At 58.5% G+C, this 19,655-nt stretch carries 20 protein-coding genes; 19 read left to right on the top strand and 1 reads right to left on the bottom strand.

Annotation, left to right across the window (positions count from 1 at the left end):
- Positions 1-144 precede the first annotated feature (144 nt).
- Complete coding sequence (gene fliE, locus HW452_RS13615) at positions 145-474, top strand: flagellar hook-basal body complex protein FliE (RefSeq protein WP_224106662.1); 330 nt, start codon at positions 145-147, stop codon at positions 472-474.
- A gap of 76 nt (positions 475-550) precedes the next feature.
- Here fliE and HW452_RS13620 read toward each other — a convergent pair whose 3' ends face one another.
- Positions 551-919, bottom strand: coding sequence for a flagellar protein FlaG (locus HW452_RS13620; protein WP_224106663.1), 369 nt, complete (start codon positions 917-919; stop codon positions 551-553).
- A 322-nt stretch (positions 920-1,241) separates the two neighbouring features.
- On the opposite strand from HW452_RS13620, the gene HW452_RS13625 reads away from it, so the two are divergent.
- The 18 genes from HW452_RS13625 (at position 1,242) to cheZ (ending at position 19,654) form a co-directional block, all read left to right on the top strand.
- Positions 1,242-2,930, top strand: coding sequence for an HD domain-containing phosphohydrolase (locus HW452_RS13625; protein ID WP_224106664.1), 1,689 nt, complete (start codon positions 1,242-1,244; stop codon positions 2,928-2,930).
- 180 nt (positions 2,931-3,110) lie between these two features.
- On the top strand, positions 3,111-3,527 hold the full coding sequence (gene fliS, locus HW452_RS13630; RefSeq protein WP_224106665.1) for a flagellar export chaperone FliS: 417 nt from the start codon (positions 3,111-3,113) through the stop codon (positions 3,525-3,527).
- Between the two features lie 7 nt (positions 3,528-3,534).
- Positions 3,535-3,927, top strand: a complete 393-nt coding sequence (locus tag HW452_RS13635; protein WP_224106666.1) for a flagellar protein FliT — start codon at positions 3,535-3,537, stop codon at positions 3,925-3,927.
- Positions 3,924-5,183: a flagellar hook-length control protein FliK gene (locus HW452_RS13640; protein ID WP_224106667.1), complete on the top strand. Its 1,260-nt coding sequence runs from the start codon at positions 3,924-3,926 to the stop codon at positions 5,181-5,183. The genes HW452_RS13635 and HW452_RS13640 overlap by 4 nt, the downstream gene beginning before the upstream one ends.
- Positions 5,167-5,460, top strand: a complete 294-nt coding sequence (locus tag HW452_RS13645) for an EscU/YscU/HrcU family type III secretion system export apparatus switch protein (protein ID WP_224106668.1) — start codon at positions 5,167-5,169, stop codon at positions 5,458-5,460. Before HW452_RS13640 ends, HW452_RS13645 begins: the two co-directional genes overlap by 17 nt.
- Before the next feature lie 105 nt (positions 5,461-5,565).
- On the top strand, positions 5,566-5,898 hold the full coding sequence (gene flhD / locus HW452_RS13650) for a flagellar transcriptional regulator FlhD (RefSeq protein ID WP_224106669.1): 333 nt from the start codon (positions 5,566-5,568) through the stop codon (positions 5,896-5,898).
- A complete protein-coding gene (gene flhC, locus HW452_RS13655; protein WP_224106670.1) occupies positions 5,895-6,455 on the top strand; it encodes a flagellar transcriptional regulator FlhC in 561 nt (186 codons plus the stop codon). Before flhD ends, flhC begins: the two co-directional genes overlap by 4 nt.
- A gap of 192 nt (positions 6,456-6,647) precedes the next feature.
- Positions 6,648-7,517 carry a flagellar motor stator protein MotA gene (motA, locus tag HW452_RS13660; RefSeq protein ID WP_224106671.1) on the top strand — a complete coding sequence of 290 codons (870 nt, stop codon included), beginning with the start codon at positions 6,648-6,650 and terminating at the stop codon, positions 7,515-7,517.
- Entirely contained in the window at positions 7,514-8,437 is a 924-nt protein-coding gene (gene motB / locus HW452_RS13665; RefSeq protein ID WP_224106672.1) for a flagellar motor protein MotB, read from the top strand. The genes motA and motB overlap by 4 nt, the downstream gene beginning before the upstream one ends.
- A gap of 43 nt (positions 8,438-8,480) precedes the next feature.
- Positions 8,481-10,565 carry a chemotaxis protein CheA gene (cheA, locus tag HW452_RS13670; protein ID WP_224106673.1) on the top strand — a complete coding sequence of 695 codons (2,085 nt, stop codon included), beginning with the start codon at positions 8,481-8,483 and terminating at the stop codon, positions 10,563-10,565.
- Entirely contained in the window at positions 10,562-11,059 is a 498-nt protein-coding gene (gene cheW / locus HW452_RS13675) for a chemotaxis protein CheW (protein ID WP_224106674.1), read from the top strand. Before cheA ends, cheW begins: the two co-directional genes overlap by 4 nt.
- Before the next feature lie 147 nt (positions 11,060-11,206).
- Positions 11,207-12,493, top strand: coding sequence for a methyl-accepting chemotaxis protein (locus tag HW452_RS13680; protein ID WP_224106736.1), 1,287 nt, complete (start codon positions 11,207-11,209; stop codon positions 12,491-12,493).
- 54 nt (positions 12,494-12,547) lie between these two features.
- A complete protein-coding gene (locus HW452_RS13685; RefSeq protein ID WP_224106675.1) occupies positions 12,548-14,716 on the top strand; it encodes a methyl-accepting chemotaxis protein in 2,169 nt (722 codons plus the stop codon).
- Entirely contained in the window at positions 14,713-15,579 is an 867-nt protein-coding gene (locus HW452_RS13690) for a CheR family methyltransferase (protein WP_224106676.1), read from the top strand. Before HW452_RS13685 ends, HW452_RS13690 begins: the two co-directional genes overlap by 4 nt.
- A gap of 93 nt (positions 15,580-15,672) precedes the next feature.
- Positions 15,673-16,734 (top strand): protein-glutamate methylesterase/protein-glutamine glutaminase, encoded by a 1,062-nt coding sequence (locus HW452_RS13695; RefSeq protein ID WP_224106677.1) that lies wholly within the window; start codon positions 15,673-15,675, stop codon positions 16,732-16,734.
- Positions 16,735-16,775: 41 nt separating this feature from the next.
- A complete protein-coding gene (locus HW452_RS13700) occupies positions 16,776-18,473 on the top strand; it encodes a methyl-accepting chemotaxis protein (protein ID WP_224106678.1) in 1,698 nt (565 codons plus the stop codon).
- Between the two features lie 53 nt (positions 18,474-18,526).
- A complete protein-coding gene (gene cheY / locus HW452_RS13705) occupies positions 18,527-18,916 on the top strand; it encodes a chemotaxis response regulator CheY (protein ID WP_224106679.1) in 390 nt (129 codons plus the stop codon).
- Between the two features lie 42 nt (positions 18,917-18,958).
- Positions 18,959-19,654 carry a protein phosphatase CheZ gene (cheZ, locus tag HW452_RS13710; RefSeq protein WP_224106680.1) on the top strand — a complete coding sequence of 232 codons (696 nt, stop codon included), beginning with the start codon at positions 18,959-18,961 and terminating at the stop codon, positions 19,652-19,654.
- Position 19,655: the final 1 nt, after the last annotated feature.

Consider the following 19,655-nt stretch of genomic DNA (forward strand, 5'->3'; position numbering starts at 1 on the left):
TGTGATGGGCGCCATTATGCGGAGGTGTGTCGAGCATAAATGAACGAAAAGGTTGGCTTTTGATACGCATTTGTTCGTATGAGGCGATCGTCAGGAGTGTTAGGCTTCGCCCATTATCTACTTTCCAGCCGATGAGGCATGTCTATGAGTACACCGGCGATACAGTCAGCGCTTCAACAGATGCAGGGGCTGGCCACACAGGCAGCGGCGCAGCCTTTAAAAGGTGGGCATGTCTCGACGGCGGTAGGGCAAGGTGGTTTTGGCAGTGAGCTGCAGGCCTCCATCCAGCGCATCAACCGCCTTCAGAAGACGGCAGACACCAAGGCGATGGCCTTTCAGGCCGGCGAGCCCAATATCGAGCTCAACGACGTCATGGTAGACATGCAAAAAGCGAGCGTTGCCTTTCAGATGGGGCTTCAGGTGCGTAACCGCCTGGTCACCGCCTATCGTGATGTCATGAATATGCAGGTCTGACCCCTGCTCGGTTCAGTGCAGACAGCGAGCGTCAAGAATCAATGCCATGCGTCTGGTTAACGCTCGCCTTTGGGCGTCAAGCTTCGAGCGAGATCAGTCGGCCCTGCAGCTCTTCCAGCCGCTCGGCCAGTTGCAGGACTTCCTCGGCAGGAATTTGGCGGATTACCTCGCCGGACTCACGATCAACGACTCGCGTAATGACGCGCGACGACTGTTCGCTTACCTCGAACTCCAGGCCATGCGGGCGCATGGTGGCGTTGATTCGCTGAAGCGGCTCGACCAGTTCACCTTTGCTTATCGCATCGGCGGCAGCGCCTTGCTGAGTGGCAGAACCATCCGTGACGGAGAGTTGGGTCAGCGTACTGTCCAGCCGTTGCTGTGGCGTCAAGGTGCGTGACGAAGTGCTTGATAGCGTTGTTATCATATCCGTTAGTGGTGATGTCATGAGAGCCGTTCCTCGCAAAGATAAGCGCTAATATTAACTTCCGGTTATTTCCCTTGATTGAGTGAAGCGCAAGCCCCGCATAATTTTATTGAGCTTCACCCATACCATCGGCCAATGCGCCGTAAACTTTATATACCTCTAGCGAAAACGCCCCTCTCCCCCAGTCGATGGGGCATTCAGCGTTAATGGCGGCTTGCCTGGGCTAAGAGAAAGTATGCGTTGGGCATCTGCGATTGCTTGAGTGCATCTGATATGCTTCGCCGGTTTGTGACAAGTTGTAAACGGTAGTTTCGATTAACGCAGTCGCTAAAGCGAGGCGAACATGCTAGCGCAGCAAGATGGATATGAAACGGTTGCCAACGTGGCAATGATCGAGTCACTGCTGGATACCATGATAGAAAGTGGGGGGGTGTCGCTTTGCATGGCGGTGCCCGGGTCTCTCGCCGAACCTATCGTCTTGATGGAGCAGCATCCGGGTGAGTCGCTCGTGATGGATCTCTCTTCCGTCGATTATCTGATGGGGCGTCTTCAGCAGGGAGAGGCTTTCTATCTTCGCGGTCAGGCGCAGAACAAGGTCGTCCGTACACCATCTCTCAACCTTACCGAGGTGCGCCGTTCGGGTGGGCGCTTGCTGTGCTGCAGTGACTATCCGGCCACTCTGGATGTGCTGCAGCGGCGTGAGTCCTTTCGTGCGGAGCTGCGCATGGGAATGGTCGTGTCGGCCAATGTGTTCGGCGTGCTGGGGGATACGGTAGCAGGCGAGTTGCGCGATATTTCCCAGGACGGTTGCCAGCTGGAGCTGCCGCTCACTGCCAGCGGCATACTGGCCGAAACAGAAGGCCCTTTGAAACTTGCCTTCAGTTTTCCCGATGGTACCTACTTCGAAGGGCACGGAGCTGCGCGACATCAAAAGGTCGACCCGGAGCGGCACTTGCTGCGTGTAGGCTTCAAGTTTACTGGTTTTACCGCCGAGCAAGAGCGCCAGGTATGGTATTTCGTGTGTGAAATAGAGCGCGAGGCGGCTCGCTACAAGAAGGAGGGCGCTGATGGGCGCCAGTCATCACCGCTCTTCGAGCAGCCCCGTAAGCATATCGACACCGAGCATGTAGGGCGTCGCGATATCAAGCTTTATGCTACGCCCATGGCGCGACGGCTCGTCAAGGTAGCGGCCTACCTGAATGCCCAACTGTTGCTGCTGCAGCAAGGTAGCAATATCGATGGTCGGCGGCTGTCGCGTAACGCCGATCGCGTACTGGCGCTGCATGAGGAGGATCGCGAAGGGTTGCTGTTTGCCTCGCGCTGCATGTCGTTCGAGCCCTTGCTGGTGCGCCATGGGATCGGCGTGGCGGTTCATCTGTTGGATTTGGTGGGTGCCAATATGCCCCACGAGGCGCGAAAGGCCATTGTGGCGAGCGGCTTGATTCATGACCTGGGGAAAGCCTTGGTACCGCACGTGGTATATAGAGTGCCACGTTTCGAGGCGACACACCGCCAGGCAATGAGTGAGCACGTCTCGCTGCTGATCGGCCGTCTTCAGCACTGCCAGTGGCTGTCGAAGCATATCGTTCAGGCGGTCGTTGGCGGCATCAATGAGCGTCTGGATGGCAGCGGTTATCCCGATGGGTTGAGCGGCAGTGATATCAACGAACTTGCCAAGGCTTCTGCGGTCGTTGATGTAGTGGAAGCGATGAGGCGTGACCGTACTGACCGGCCTGCCACGACGACCCAGCAGATCTATCGTCATCTACTGGGTCACGGCCATCAGTTCGATTCGCGGTGGATAAAGTGCTATATCGAGCACTTCAAGGTGCTGCCAGTTGGCACTCTGGTGCGCTTTTCCAGTGATCAGCTTGGCTGGATAACCCGTCTGGATCAAGCGGGCGCGCCTGCTGAGGTGGTGCTGACCCAGCAGGCCGAGCCGCCCATGCGCGATACGCTTGGCAGCGTCGTCAGTGGCGACGTGCATGATCGGCTAGGCAAGCCCGTACAGGAAGTAGCCGTTTCAACCTGAGGGAGGCGCATGTAAATAATCGCGATCTTGTAAAGAAAACTCGGCTTATCCGCTAAAGTCTGGTGGTTCAGGGCCGATATGATCTATAGCCGAGCCTGATGTGCTCGTATCAAGTAATGAAGCAAGTGGCGTCTCTTGGCCTTTTCATCGGCAGCCGCCACATACAAGGAGCTTTAGCGAATGACATACTCTCGCGGCGGTGCTGCCTACGGGCGGGGTGCGAATGCTTACGCCCGCGTTGGCGTAGAAAGCGGCGTCATGTCAGCCGATCCGCACAAGCTAATTGCGATGTTGTTCGAGGGGGCGCAAACCGCCATTCGGGCAGCGCGTATCCACATGCAGAGTGGCAATACTGGCGAGAAGGGCAAGGCAATTTCCAAGGCGCTGGATATCGTCAATAACGGTCTTGCTGCGGCGCTTGACCAAGAGAAGGGCGGAGATATTGCGGAGCGGCTGGCCTCCTTGTACGACTATATTGCCCGTCTGCTGCTGACCGCCAACCTGCGCAACGATGAAGAGAGTTTGAACCAGGCTGAGCAGTTGCTTGAAAACATCGCCTCCGCATGGCGTGAAATCGGCCAACCGCAGAGCACATGAGGCGACAATGGCAGCTTCCGTAAATGCCCACGGGGATACGCAAAAAACATTGATAGATGCGTATGAGGCGTTGCTGGTTCATGTGGCGCAAATGCATGAGCTGGTCAACGCCGAGCAGTGGGAAGATCTGATTGTGCAGCGTACCCATTACGTCATGCTGGTAGAGAGGCTGCGTGGGCTCGACAGCACAGTGCTCCTTGATGACGCTGGCAGGCAGCGCAAGGCCGCCCTGCTCGAGGATATTCTGGAGTACGATGCAGACATTCGCCGCCGCCTGGTGGCAAGGCGAGATGAACTGGGCAAGCTGATCGGCGTGTCCCAGCGTCAGCGTGATCTGCACCGCGCCTATGCGCCCCAGCAGGGGATATATAGCGGTGGCGATGATGGAGACATCACGTGAGTGGTATCACGCCGCTGATCGATACATTGATGCACCAGGTATTGGGGCGGCAAGGGGAGGTATCGCTGCAGCGTGCGCTTGGTGAACAGGTCAAGCCGGTTTTGCCGGGCGAAGGCCCGCGCCCTGTTCAGCGAGATGCACACCTGGACGGCCGTGCTGCGCCGGGTGCGCTGAATGATCTGCGGCGCATGCCCGGTCTGCTGGATGGCGAGCGCCCGCTGGCGCGCGGGGATACGTCCGCTCCACCTGCTGGATCGACGCAAACTCACTTCAGCCCGGCGGCGCGTACCATTGCCGATGTGCTGCTGCGTTTTCCCGCTCCGGCGGCGGTCATTCGGCCGGCAGAGCCGCTGATGACCGGTCAGTCGCCCCCGGCGGCTAGCGCTGTGGCTGAGCGGCTTGAGGCCAGCGTACGTGATAGCGGGCTGTTTTATGAGTCGCACCTGAAACGCTGGTTTCAGGGAGACATGCCGCGCCAGCAGCTGCTGCGTGAGCCACAGATGCAGCCAGGCCCGCGTCCTTTGGCGCCACCCCCGGCGGCGCCTTTGCTCCAGGGTGCTTCATCAACCGGCGTGCCGTTTGTGAGCGGGAATACCGCTGAGCCTGTGGGTAACCGACTGATACTGCCAGACAGTCGCATGCTCTATGTGCCTGCCGCAAGGCCGACTGTGGCTGTGTCGGACATGCCGGCTGCAACGCCGTCGGCCCAGGCAACCCCGAACCAGGCAAGTTCTGCCCAGGCAGGCAGCGCTGCACCTGCACGCGATGTCGGGAGTTTTTTCGCCTCGCGCGATATGGCCGATGAGCATGATATTGATAACCTCAGGATACGCGGCCATCGCGAGATCGTGCATGAAAGTCTGCAGGGTCTGGTGCGCCAGCAGCTGGACATGCTGGTGACACCGGCCATTCGCTGGGAGGGGGACGTCTGGGCGGGCATTTTCATGGCATTGGTCATTCAACTGCCGAGTCGTGAAAAAACGCATGAGGATCAGCAGGAAAGCGGCGAACCCGATGATGGTTGGCGATCTGAAATTCGCCTGGATGTGCCAAGTGTAGGAGCATTTAGCGTCTCTTTGTGGTTTTATCGAGCGGTGTTGAGTATCGATCTGACAACGGCCGATAGCGTCACTCATCAATATCTGGAAGAAGGCATGTCCACGTTGGAGCAGCGTTTGAATGCGCTGGATCTGGAAAGGGTTCAACTGCGTGCGCGGTATATACCGCAGGAGCATGACAATGACCTTGCCGGATGAACGCCGCCGACAGGCCGTCGCACTGGCCTACAAGGAGAACGAGCGTGCGCCGCGTGTAGTAGCCAAAGGCTACGGGGAGCTTGCCGAGCGTATTATGGCCGAAGCTCAACGTCAGGGAATTTATGTGCATGATGCGCCTGAGATCGTAGCGCTTTTAATGCAACTAGATTTAGACACTGAAATACCACCGCGCCTTTATCAGGTGGTAGCTGAGCTGCTGGTATGGGTGTTTGAGCTGTCAGAGGGGGGGCTTGAACACCGTCATCAAGCCACGTAGCCAATCAAGATATAGTGTGCAACCATGATGTTGAGTAAGGAAAAAGTCATCAGGGCGCCCTTATAATGGTTACAAGATAGCGCCTGTGCCATTTGATGGAACACTATGAGCCACACTAACTTTCTCGATGAAATTCAAGAAATAAACTTAGCCTACTTACTTCTGGCGCAGCGCCTTTTAAGTGAAGACCGCGAAGCGGCTCTGTTTCGTTTAAAGATAGATAGCGACGTTGCCGACCTGCTGGTAACGCTCAGTGCGCGTCAGTTGACCAAGCTGGCGCGTACCAACCAGCTGGTATGTCGGTTCAGTCAAACCAGCGCGCAGCGCCTGCGGCAGGTTACCCAGAACCCGCGCGACCAGGGGCTGGCCGGGCTTCATGCATCGCTGCTGCTGGCGTGCGACACGTTTGAGTCGCTGCCGCCAGGGGGTGAGGAGTGAGTCAGAAAAGCTTGGTCGATGAAATGCACCAGGTGCAACTTGCAATAGAGCTGATAGAACTCGGGGCACGACTGCAGGTGCTGGAAACGGAGACCGAGCTGAGCCGAACACGGCTGATCAAGCTTTACAAGGAAGTCTGTGGCATGTCGCCGCCTAAAGGCATGCTGCCTTTTTCGGCCGACTGGTTCATTACCTGGCTGCCCAACGTTCACTCGTCGCTTTTTTACAACATTTACATCAGCCTGAGAAAAGAGACACGCTGCGAACGCATCGAGGCCTTTGTAAAAGCCTACCGGCTCTACGACGAGCAGATGATGCTGGAAGGCGCAGAGCCGGTACTTGGGCTGACACGTGCCTGGACGCTGGTACGCTTTTTCGAAAGTGACCTGCTTCAGCTCAATCGGTGTACGCGCTGTAGTGGGCATTTCGTTGCGCACGCGCATAGTCCTGAGCGCGATTACGTGTGCGGTATCTGTCAGCCGCCCTCCCGAGCGGGTAAAACGCGTAAATCGCAGCTCGCTCAGGAAGATAAAAGTGGCCCTGGCGATACCTGCTAGCGTTTGGCCCGGAAGGCCTTTAACGCATAGATAGCGGTAAAAGGCGTTGGTAATTTTTAATTAAACTGCGCATCGGCCCTTGTATGATGGCGCTGATCTGTGCTCGAACTCAAACGACGCCTGACCCTCAGAGCCGACGGCTAACGTTTAGTTCCCCCCACTTGATACTTAAACACCGCAAGGACCCTGCTTGTGCTGATACTTCTAGGCTATGTAGTCGTTTTGTTATGTGTATTTGGTGGCTATGTACTGGCAGGCGGCAGCCTGGGCCCCTTGTACCAGCCGCTTGAGCTGCTCATTATCGGCGGCGCCGGCGTGGGTGCATTCATTGCGGCCAACAACATCAAGGCCATCAAGGCATCCTTCAAGCTGTTGCCCAGGCTCAAGGGAGCAAAAAAATATAACAAGGCGTTTTACATGGAAGTGATGGCCATGCAGTACAAGCTGCTGTCCAAAGTTCGCCGTGAAGGGATGCTGGGCATCGAGCGCGACATCGATAACCCCCAGGAAAGCCCGCTTTTCCAGGAGCACCCGACCGTCCTGGCCGACCCCTTGGTCATGACGTTCTTGACCGACTACCTGCGCCTGATGGTGAGCGGTGGCATGGAGCCCATGGAAATCGATGAGCTGATGCTGCATGAAATCGAGGTGTTCGAACAAGAGGCTCACGTTCCCATCGATGCCATCGCCAAGGTGGGGGATGCCATGCCTGCCTTCGGTATCGTGGCAGCCGTCATGGGGGTCATCAAGGCCCTCACCTATGCTGACGCCAGCGCCCAGCAGATGGGGGAAATGATTGCCCACGCGCTGGTAGGTACCTTCCTGGGCATCTTGATGGGTTACGGCTTTATCAGCCCGATCGCAAGCTATGCCGGGCGCCAGGCCCAAGAAGTGGAAAAGATGATGCAGTGCATCCGGATCACCTTGCTGGCGAGTCTGCACGGCTATGCCCCCCAGCTGGCCGTCGAGTTTGGTCGCAAGGCGCTGTATACCGCTGAGCGCCCAAGCTTCGCCGAGCTCGAGGATTATGTGAAAGATGCCAAGAAGGCCGGTGGTGCATGAGCAAGGGAAGTGATAAGCGCCCGATCATCATCCGGCGCAAGAAAGTGGTGCATGCGCACCATGGGGGCGCCTGGAAAATTGCTCTTGCGGACTTCATGACCGCGTTGATGGCGCTTTTTCTGGTGATGTGGATTTTAAGTGTCTCCAGCGAGGAAACCCGGCGCGGCGTGGCGGAGTACTTCAGTACGCCTCTGGTGACAGCGATTACCGGCGGCGACCAGGCGGGCAGTACCAGCGTGATTCCAGGAGGAGGGCCGGATCCCACCCATAGCGATGGTGAGCGAGCGCGCATGGACATCCTGCAGCATACCCGGCCGAGCATGCAGGAGCAGCGCTTTTTCACTGACCTGCAAGAGCGTATCGAGCGAGCCATCGAGCAGGACCCTGAACTGCGCCAACTGCGCAATCAGATGCGTTTTGACTTGACCCGTGAAGGTCTGCGTATCCAGTTGCTGGATACCGAGCAGCGTCCCATGTTCGAGCTGGGCCGTGATCAGGTGGCGCCCTACATGCGCAACCTGCTGCGCACGATAGCGCCCCTGCTGAACGAGCTGCCCAATGACCTGAGCATCAGTGGGCATACTGACAGCGTGCCCTACGCCGGCGGCTATCGAGGCTACAGCAATTGGGAGCTCTCCAATGACCGGGCCAACGCTTCGCGCCGCGAGCTCGTTGCCGGAGGGCTCGACCCTGATCAACTGCTGCGTGTATCGGGCTTTGCTGATCGCGTCCTGCTGCCGGATACCGAGCCTGACGACCCGGTCAATCGGCGCATTGAACTTGTCGTTTTGCTGCCTGAAATCGCAGAGGCGATCCGCAACCCTGGCATCATGAGTCCCAGTGTCACGACGCCTACCTCTGCTAATGAACTGGTAGAAGAGCTGCCACAAGATACTTCACCGGACGACATGACTGAATGATCTCGGCCGGTGAAAAAAATATGACGTTAGAGTGGAGTGGTGCATGGATATAGCGGACTTTTTTGACACTTTCTTTGAAGAGGCTGAAGAGCTGCTCGCCGATATGGAGCAGCATCTGCTTGAGCTCGACGTCGATAACCCGGATAGCGAGCAGCTCAACGCTATTTTCCGCGCCGCGCACTCGATCAAAGGGGGAGCCGGGACCTTCGGCTTCAGCGTGCTGCAGAAGACTACGCACATTTTTGAAAACCTGCTGGATCATGCACGCAAAGGCGAACTTACGCTGCGTGCCGACCTCGTGGATACCTTTTTAGAGGCCAAAGACATCATGCACGAGCAACTCGATGCCTATCGCAACGAGGAAGCGCCCGACCAGGAAGCGTACGAAAGAATTTGTCAGACCTTGCAGCAGATCGCGCTGGAAGAGATCGGTCAAACGCTGGAAGCACCTGCGGCCACGCCTGCGCCGCTGTTCAAGGAAGAAGAACCCGCCATGGAAGAGCCTGCTGAGCCGGCAGGTGAAACCGCCGAGAACCAGCTGGTGGTGGCTCTGCTCAACGTCAATGACAAGGACCGTGCCCTGCTGGTCGAAGAGCTTGAACAGCTGGGCGAGGTTCAGGCGCAGTCTGGTGACGAGAAGCGCTACGAGGTCATCCTGCAGGGGGACATCAGCGCTGATGCTATCGAAGCAGTCATGTGCTTTATCATCGAGCCCGAGCAGATCGAGATCAAGGCTTCTGAAAGCACCCCGGCAACCGCTCCGGCCGCGTCAGCACCGCCTGTCGAGGCTGCTCCTTCCGTGCAGGCACCCGCTGAATCCACTGCAAAGGCCAGCGCGCCGGCGGCCGGGGCCAGCAAGGAGGCCGCCGCCAAGCCCAAGAAGGCGGCAGCCGAGTCCTCGTCGATTCGGGTATCGGTAGACAAGGTCGACCAGATCATCAACCTGGTGGGAGAGCTGATCATTACCCAGTCAATGCTCGACCAGACGGTCAGTGATCTGGACGACCAGTCGGTGGGCAACAGCTCTTTGCAGAACGGCATGAGCCTTCTGCAGCGTAATGCTCGCGACCTTCAGGAAGCGGTCATGTCGATCCGCATGATCCCCATGGAGTTTGTCTTCAGCCGCTTCCCGCGCGTGGTGCGTGACACGGCCGGTAAGCTCGGCAAGGAGATCGAGCTGGTCACCGAGGGTAAATCCACCGAGCTCGACAAGAGCCTGGTCGAGCGTATTACCGACCCCCTGACCCACCTGGTGCGTAACAGTCTGGATCACGGCATCGAAATGCCCGATGAACGCGAAGCGCTTGGCAAGCCGCGTACCGGCAAGCTCATTTTGTCGGCGCGCCATCAGGGCGGCAATATCCTGATCGAGGTGCGCGATGATGGCGCGGGCATGGACCGTGACCGGCTGCTGGCCAAGGCGCGGGAAAATGGCCTTGCCGTCTCCGATACCATGACCGACGAAGAAGTCTATCAACTGATCTTTGCGCCGGGCTTTTCGACGGCCAAGGAAGTCACCGACGTCTCTGGGCGTGGGGTGGGCATGGACGTGGTCAAGCGTAATATCCAGGGCATGGGTGGGCGCGTTGAAATCCAGTCCAAGAAAGGGGAAGGCACCAACACCCGAATCGTATTGCCGTTGACGCTGGCGATTCTGGACGGCATGTCGATCAAGGTCGGCGGCGAGACCTTTATCCTGCCGCTCTCTACCGTGCTTGAGTCCCTGCAGCCGACCAAGGATGACATGTATGCCATGGCCGGTGATGACGTCGTGCTCAAGGTGCGCGATGAATATCTTCCGGTCATCGCCATTCACGAAGTGCTGGATGTGGAAAATGCAATTACCGATCCGACACGCAGCATCGCTGTGATCGTGCAGGGGGAAGGACGGCGCTACGCCATGCTGGTCGATGAACTGATCGGTCAGCAGCAGGTCGTCGTCAAGAATCTAGAAGACAACTATCGCAAGGTGCCGGGCATTTCCGCGGCTACCATCCTGGGCGATGGCAGCGTGGCCCTCATTCTGGATATCACAGGATTGCACCGCTTGAGTCGGGTCAAGAAAGAAGCGGGCAAAATCGTCAATAATCAACATCTCTCTTTTTACAAGGAGGCTGAGCCGTCATGAGTCAGGCAACTAATGGGGCGGTAATGGCCGCCGAAGCCGAAAGCCGTGAATTCCTGGTGTTTTCGTTAGGCGACGAAGAGTACGCCATCGATATCCTCAAGGTGCAGGAAATCCGGGGCTATGAAAACGTCACTCGCATTGCCAACGCGCCGGACTTCATCAAGGGGGTAACCAACCTTCGCGGCGTCATCGTGCCCATTGTGGATCTGCGCATCAAGTTCCATCTGGAAAATGTCGAGTATGGCGGCCAGACCGTGGTGATCGTGGTCAACGTGGCGGATCGTATCGTGGGTATCGTGGTGGATGGCGTCTCTGACGTCATGACGCTGACGCCTGAGCAGATCAAGCCCGCGCCCGAGTTTGGCGTCACGCTCTCGTCTGATTTCCTGAGCGGCCTGGGCAGTCTGGATGATCGCATGCTGGTACTGGTAGATATCGACAAGCTGCTGACCAGTGAAGAAATGGCGTTGGTGGATAGCACCAGCAACCGCTGATCGGCCAGCGACTATATCATCGAAAAGACAAGACACAGGGAGCGTGTCTGTTCAAGTGAAAACAAGACGACCCAAGCGTAAAGGACAACGCCTGTGAGTGATGTTGTGTTGGGAGACACAAGGGTGACACAGCTAATGCGGCAGGTGATGGGTAACATGACCGTGCGACTCAGTTGGGGGCTGGTGCTGGTTTCCTTCTCGCTACTGGTGATCGCGGCATGTGGTATCGGTTTTTATGCGCTGCAGCACGGTGCGGCCATCATGCAGGCGATTGGCGATGGCCAGGTATCGCAGGCAGCGTTTACCGACTTTACGGCGCGTATTCGCTGGATGCTGATAGCCATCGTCCTGATCACTATTGCCACCGTGGTGATCGTGATCTGGGGCGTGACAAGCAATGTGCTCAAGCCGCTTGATCGGCTGGTCGGCTACTTCGAGCATATGGCCCAGGGCGATTTGAGCCAGCAGATTACCGCTCCCGGCAATAACGAGATCGGTCGGCTATACGTTGCCATGGCGCACATGCAGTCCTCCCTGTCGGAAACGGTCGGTGTCGTTCGCAGCAGCGGCGCCACCATTTTCGAGCGCTCCCAGCAGATTGCCAGCGGCAACAACGATCTCTCCTCGCGTACCGAACAGCAGGCCTCTTCGCTGGAAGAGACGGCTTCCAGTATGGAGCAGCTCGCCTCGACGGTCGGCCATAATGCCGACAATGCGCGCCAGGCCAGTCAGCTGGCCCAGAACGCAACGTTGACCGCCCGACGCAGCGGCGAAGAGGTGGGCGGCATCGTTGAAACGATGCAGGACATCAGCGCAAGCTCCCATCAGGTAGCGGATATCATCACCGTTATCGACAACATCGCATTTCAGACCAACATCCTGGCGCTCAACGCCTCGGTAGAGGCCGCACGTGCTGGTGAGCATGGCAAGGGCTTTGCCGTCGTTGCCCAGGAAGTGCGCAGCCTGGCCAGTCGCAGCGCCAATGCCGCCAAGGAGATCCGTACCCTGATCGATACCTCGCTTGGCAAGGTGGATACCGGCACCCAGCGCGTCAACCAGGCCGGTGAAACCATGCAGGCGCTGGTGGATGCGGTACAGCGGGTCAGCGATATCATGGATGAAATTGCCGCCGCCTCGGAAGAACAGAGCAATGGCATCGGTCAGGTCAATCAGGCCGTCGCGCAGATGGATGAGGTGGTGCAGCAAAATGCCCAGCTGGTTCAAAATGCCGCGCGTAGCGCCAACGAACTCGAAAGTGAAGCGGCCCGCCTGAGAAGCGCCGTCGAGCGTTTCCAGGTAGCCACTACCCATCGCCGCGAAGCCGCTTTATCGGTTTCTGCTCCCGCCCTGCCGGTGTCTGCATCAGCACCTCGCACGTCGCGCGCGGCAACTGCCCCCAAGGTGGTGGAGAACGATGCCTGGGAAGCCTTCTAGGCGCTGCAGTAACCATTACAACTATTCTAAATACGTAACATTCAGGGCACGCTAATGCGCAATAACCAGCCTGTCACTCAACGCGAGGTTGAACTCAAGGAGAGCGACTTTCTAGTCTCCCGTACGGACCTGAAAGGTCGTATTACCTACACGAACCCTGCGTTTATCCAGATCAGTGGCTTCACGCGGGAAGAGCTGCTGGGTGCTCCGCACAACCTGATTCGTCACCCAGACATGCCCGCCGTCGCCTTCGCCAACCTGTGGGAAACCATCAAGGCCGGCGACACCTGGCGGGGGCTGGTCAAGAATCGTTGCAAGAACGGCGACCACTACTGGGTCGATGCCAGCGTGACGCCGATTATCGAGAACGATGACGTGGTGGGCTACGCCTCGGTACGCGTTCAGGCTTCGCGCGACGCCATCGCGCGTGCCGAAAAGGCGTATACCGAGATACGCGAAGGGCGTGGCAAGCGTCTCTATCTGGACAAGGGGCGCCTGCGTCAGCGCGGTATTGGGCAGCGCTTGAAACGCGTGCGGTTAAATACCGTGCGCGCCAAGCTGGTGGGCATGGTGACGGCGGCGGCGGCTTTGCTGCTGATCAGTGGCGGCCTTGGTCTTTATGGTTTGGATGCGTCAAGCGAACGTCTGGAGCGGCTCAACCGCGACGGCCTGCGTGACGTCGTCAGGCTACAGCAAATCGATCAAACGATTGCCAACACGCGTCAGGAGATGATCGAGCCTGAGCGTATGGCGCTGATCAATCAGCGTTTCGAAATAGGCCAGACCGTCGAGCAGCGTGCCGAAGAGATCGCCAGTGTCTGGCAGGCATACTACTCACGCCCGGTGAATGCCACGCCCCTGGCCCATGCCTTCAATGAACAACTTCAAGCGTTTCTGGACGAGGGAATGGGCCAGGCCGCGAGCGTCTTGCAGGCGGAAGAGACCTACCAGGCCTTTACCGGGCTGGATACTGTGATCGACATCATGTCCGGTGAGGGCCGGGCGTTATCCGAAAGCGTCAACCAGTTGATCAGGCAGAAACAGGTGGCGGCCGAAGCCATGGCAAGCGAAGCCGGGCAGGCACAAACCACGGTCATCGCGTTTCAGGCGCTGATACTGGGCGTTGGTTTGCTGGTACTCGTCCTGATTGGTTGGGTAACCCTGCGTTCCATCGTGCGGCCTCTGAAAAGCGCCTCGCGCTTTACCTTGCAGATTGCCGGCGGCAATCTGGCGGCGATGGCGCCGACACGTCGGCATGATGAGGTCGGCCAGCTTATCGACTCGCTCAAGGCGATGCGCAAGAGCCTGAGCAGTATTATTGGTGACGTGAGGGGCGGGATTGATATCGTGACCCCGGCCGCCCAGGATATCGCCAGCGGTAATGAAGCGCTCTCTTCGCGTACCGAGCAGCAGGCCGCTTCGCTGCAGCAAACTGCCTCCAGCATGGAACAGATGACCGCCACGGTGCGGCAAAACAGCGAGAATGCTCAAGAAGCGCGTCGGCTTGCCGATAACAATGCTACGCAGGTGTCGCAGACGGGCGAGCTGATGACGCAACTGGTAGAAAACATGCAGCGCATCACGCAGCGCTCGCAAAAGATGACCGATATCATCAACGTCATCGATTCCATTGCGTTTCAAACCAACATCCTGGCGTTGAATGCCTCGGTCGAGGCCGCGCGTGCGGGCGACCATGGTCGCGGGTTTGCCGTCGTAGCCGAGGAAGTCAGGAAACTGGCAGGCCGCAGCGCCGGCGCCGCCCAGGAGATTCGTGGGCTGATAGATGGCTCGAATCAGGAAGTCGCGACCGGTGCAGGGCTGGTCGAGCAGGCCGAAGCCGCCATCAGCGAAGTGGCGGAAGCGGCGCGCAGCGTAACGCATATCATGTACGAAATTTCGGCCGCCTCTACAGAGCAAAGCAGCGGCATCGCCGAAGTCAATCAGGCCGTGACCGAAATGGATCAGGCCACGCAGCAAAACGCAGTGCGGGTTCAGGAAACAGCACGCGCGGCCGTTAAGCTTGAGCAGCAGGCGAGCATGCTCGCGCTATCGGTCGAAGCGTTTCGACTCAATCACCAACGCGCTGGGTCGTCTCTGGCATTTGCGAATGCATCATCTGCCAAACAGACGTCCAGGCTCGCTGGCCCTGCAGAGCGCACGTCGCCACCCGTGCCCTCGACGCGGCGCCCAGCGGTACCTGTAGAGGAATGGGAAGCATTTTGACCGAGCAACGCGAACGGGGTATCGACGCCAGCCAGTGGGCGTCTGGCAACCAGATCGAACGTGATCTGGTGCTGACTGATGCCGATTTTGCCCGCATTCGAGAGCTGATTTATCAGCGGGCGGGCATCGTACTGGCAGAACACAAGCGCGAAATGGTGTATAGCCGGTTGGCCAAGCGCCTCCGCCATCACAACATGACGCGCTTTACCGATTACCTTGTCCGCCTGGAGCGCCAGCCCGAAGCGAAGGAGTGGGAAGCGTTCACCAACGCACTGACCACCAACCTCACCGCCTTCTTCCGGGAGGCGCACCACTTCCCGCTGCTGGCTGAGCATATCCGGCACAAGCCGGGGCCGGTCACCATCTGGTGCTCGGCGGCCTCCACCGGGGAAGAGCCCTACTCGCTGGCGATGACGCTGCTGGAAACGCTTGGGCCCAAGGCGGCCCAGTCGAAAGTGATTGCCACGGATATCGATACCGACGCGTTGAGCAAGGCGCGGATGGGGATTTACCCCCAGGAGCAGGTGCGCAAACTCGATGAAGTGCGGGTCAAGCGCTTCTTTCAAAAGGGTACCGGCCAGCATCAAGGGCTTGCCCGCATACGCCCGGAGGTATCCGAACTGGTCGAGTTCTTGCCACTGAACCTGCTGGCGCCCCAGTGGCCGGTCAAAGGCCCGTTCGACGCCATTTTCTGTCGCAATATCATGATCTATTTCGACAAGGAAACCCAGGCCAAGATACTCAAGCGGTTTGCGCCACTGATGAAGCCGGAGGGGCTGCTGTTTGCCGGACACTCCGAGAATTTCTCGTACATCAGTGACGCCTTCAAGCTGCGTGGCCAGACGGTATATACCCGGGCCTGACCCAGGCCATTGTCGTGCTTTTCATACGTTAAGGCGTAAAAGCCCCGCCCATGAAGCTGCACATCAAGCGTTAATTGCAAGAGGAGGCGTGCTTTGAGCGCTGCCAAGATCAAAGTGTTGTGTGTCGATGACTCGGCACTTATTCGTGACCTGCTGACTGAAATTATCAACTCCCAGCCCGACATGGAAGTGGTCGCCGTGGCGCCTGATCCTCTTGTTGCGCGCGACTTGATCAAGCAGCACAATCCGGACGTACTGACGCTGGACGTTGAAATGCCGCGCATGGACGGTCTGGACTTTCTCGAACGTCTGATGCGCCTTCGCCCCATGCCGGTGCTGATGGTTTCATCGCTGACCCAGAGCGGTTCTGAAATCACGCTGCGTGCACTTGAACTGGGCGCACTGGATTTCGTGGCCAAGCCGAGCCTGGGCATTCGCAACGGCATGATGGAATACGCCAACGAGATTGCCGAAAAGCTGCGTGCCGCGGCGCGCTCCCGGCCGCGACAGGCGCGGCACAAGAATACGCCGCCGCCGGCGCAGCTGAAGGCGCCGCTGGTATCCAGTGAAAAACTGATCATCATCGGTGCCTCCACAGGCGGAACCGAAGCGATCCGCGCCGTGCTCGAGCCGCTGCCGGCCAACGCCCCGGCCATCCTGATTACCCAGCACATGCCTGGCGGCTTTACCCGCTCCTTTGCCGAGCGTCTGGACCGGCTGTGCCGTATCACGGTAAAAGAAGCTACCGATGGGGAACGCGTACTGCCCGGGCACGCCTACATTGCCCCCGGCGACCAGCACCTGAAGCTGGTGCGCAGCGGGGCAAACTATGTGGCCCGTCTGGATAGCGGTCCGCCGGTCAACCGTCACCGCCCCTCCGTGGACGTCCTGTTTCATTCAGCCGCCGAGCACGCCGGGCGTAACGCCATCGGCGTGATCTTGACCGGCATGGGCAAGGATGGCGCCGCCGGGCTTCTGGAAATGCGCCAGGCCGGTGCACCGACCATCGCGCAGAACGAGGCAAGCTGCGTGGTGTTTGGCATGCCCCGCGAAGCGATTGCCGTGGGCGGGGCGGTTGAGGTCGTCGCGCTGGATGACATTCCCGCCCGCCTGATGGCGATGGTGGCAGCCTCTGGTCGTGCCCAGCGGGTATAAACCCTTTTTACTATAACAATGCTTGAATGAGGGAACGAATCATGACGCGTTTACTGCGCAATCTGAGTATCCATACGGCTGTCATCGTGGCGCTGGCCTGTTTTGCCACGCTGATTGTGGTGATGGCGGGGATCGGCTTTGTCTCTGATCGCAATACCCAGGAAAATATGGCTATCTATAGCCGAATCAGCAGTAGCCAGCTCAATGAGATCAACCGTGCAGATTCGCTGCTCAAGCAGTCCATGCTGGGCATGGAGACCGCGTCGAACTATATGATGGTCGGTGATATGCGCAGCACCAACGAGCAACTGGCGTTAGCGGAAAACAGCATTGAGCGCGCCGAAATGCATTTTGAAAACTTCGCCGCGACCCCACGCACGCCGCAAGGCGAGGCGCTGGGTGCTGAGCTGGTCAGCGACTTTCGGGAGGTGGTTACGCTGGTCAAGCAGCAGCACGAAAGCTTTGCGCAGATGGATATCAACACCTTCAACGACCTGCGTGATGAGCTGGTCGAGCCGCTGGCAAGTCTTGCCCAAAGCATGACGGCTTTTACGGACTACGCGTTTCAGCGGGCCGACACCATTCGTCAGGAGACAGCTGCGCAAGGGCAGCTCTTCACGCTCGTTGGCGCGATGGCGGTAGGCGTGGCAATACTCGTTATCCTGTTGATTTATATTGGCCTGCGTCGCACGGTAACCACGCCGCTCAACGATGCGGTCAATCGTCTTAACAAGATTGCCGAGGCGGACCTGACCCAGCCGGTGCCCGAGGCGGGCAACAACGAAATTGGCCGGCTGTTTACCGCCATGGCGGTCATGCAGCAGAATCTGGCCGCGATCGTGACACGAGTGCGCGAAGGCAGTTCGGAGATTCACTACGGCACCCGGGAAATTGCCGGCGGCAACGCGGATCTTTCATCGCGCACCGAGCAGCAGGCCGCCTCCATCGAAGAGACCGCGGCCAGCATGGAAGAGATGACCGCCACGGTAAAGCAGAATGCCGACAACGCCCGCCAGGCAAGCACCCTGGCAGCAGACGCCTCGAGCACGGCGGAGCACGGCGGGCAAGTGGTGGACCAGGTCGTTCAGACCATGCACGGCATCTCGACGAGCTCGCAGAAAGTGGCGGATATCACCAGCGTGATCGACTCCATCGCGTTCCAGACCAACATCCTGGCGCTCAACGCCTCGGTAGAAGCCGCCCGGGCCGGCGAGCAAGGGCGTGGATTCGCCGTGGTGGCCGGAGAGGTTCGCAACCTGGCCAGCCGCAGCGCCGATGCGGCCAAGGAGATCCGTACGCTGATCGATGCGTCGGTCAACCAGATCAAGCAGGGGTCCACGCTGGTGGAGCAGGCGGGGGCCACCATGGCGGAGGTCGTTACATCGGTGCGCCGAGTGACTGACATCATGGATGAAATTTCCGCCGCCTCTCAAGAGCAGAGCGATGGTATCGAGCAGGTAAGCCATGCCGTGGGCCAGATGGATCAAGTCACCCAGCAGAATGCCGCGCTGGTCCAGCAAGCGTCGGCGGCAGCAGCGTCGCTTGAAGAGCAGGCCAATCGCCTTGAGGAAGCGGTAGCCGTGTTCAAGCTGATGGGGAGTCAGGCACCGCAACGTACCTCCCTGCCAGCTCAGAAGCCTGCTTCGCTGCCCAAGGCACCCCAGAAAACCGTATCGGCAACCCCCACGACACGTACGGCGCCAAGCCATAGTGATCAAGAAGAGTGGGAAGCCTTTTAACCCTGACCAAGTAACCTGTCACCTTGTGACACGCATTGAATAGAGGATGACCAATGGCCGATAAGAACATGAGTTTCCTGGTAGTCGATGACTTTCCTACCATGCGCCGGATCGTACGCAGCCTGCTCAAGGAGCTTGGCTTTACCAATGTCGATGAAGCCGAAGATGGCCAGGATGCGCTGAACAAGCTGCGCGCCGGCAGCTTCGAATTTGTCGTTTCCGACTGGAACATGCCTAACCTGGACGGCCTGGAAATGCTCAAGGAGATTCGCCAGGATGACGCGCTGAAACACCTGCCGGTGTTGATGGTGACCGCCGAAGCCAAGAAGGAGAACATCATCGCAGCCGCTCAAGCGGGGGCCAACGGCTATGTGGTCAAGCCGTTCACTGCCGCTACCCTGGAAGAGAAGCTGAACAAAATCTTCGAGAAGATGGGTAAATAAAGCGGCTGGGCCGTTGGGCCCGGTCAGCGAGGAGACGTCGTAATGAGTCAGAACGAGCAGACAGGTTCTGCCCAGGTATCCGAGGAAGTCGCTGAAGATTTGATTCATCGCATCGGTAAGCTTACCCGCATGCTGCGTGACAACATGCGCGAGCTGGGCCTGGACAAAGAGATCGAAAAAGCGGCGGAAGCCATTCCCGACGCCCGGGACCGGCTGCACTACGTCGCTACCATGACCGAGCAGGCCGCCGACCGTGCGCTCAATGCCATTGATCGTGCGCAGCCGCTCCAGGACCAGCTTGCCGAGCGTGCCGAAGGGCTCGACAAGCAGTGGGCCGAGTGGTTCAAGGAGCCCAAGGAGCTTGAGGATGCCAAGGCCCTGGTCAAGGAAACCCGCACCTATCTGAGCGATGTGCCAGCGATCACGGCGGCCACGAACAAAGAGCTTCTGGACATCATGATGGCCCAGGACTTTCAGGACCTGACCGGCCAGGTCATCAAGCGAATGATCAACGTGATTCGGGACATCGAGCATCAGCTGGTTCGAGTGCTGATCGACAACGTACCCGGCGCTGAAGCCCGTGAAATCATGCAGCGCAAGGCGGAGGATCAGTGGAAAAACGACAACGCTCGGCGCAGTGAAGATCTTCTGAATGGTCCGCAAATCAAGGAGAACGCGCCCGATATCGTCACCGGTCAGGATCAGGTAGACGACTTATTGGACGAATTGGGCTTTTAAT

The organism is Vreelandella aquamarina, from assembly GCF_020075495.1.
Taxonomy (GTDB): Bacteria; Pseudomonadota; Gammaproteobacteria; order Pseudomonadales; family Halomonadaceae; genus Vreelandella; species Vreelandella aquamarina_A.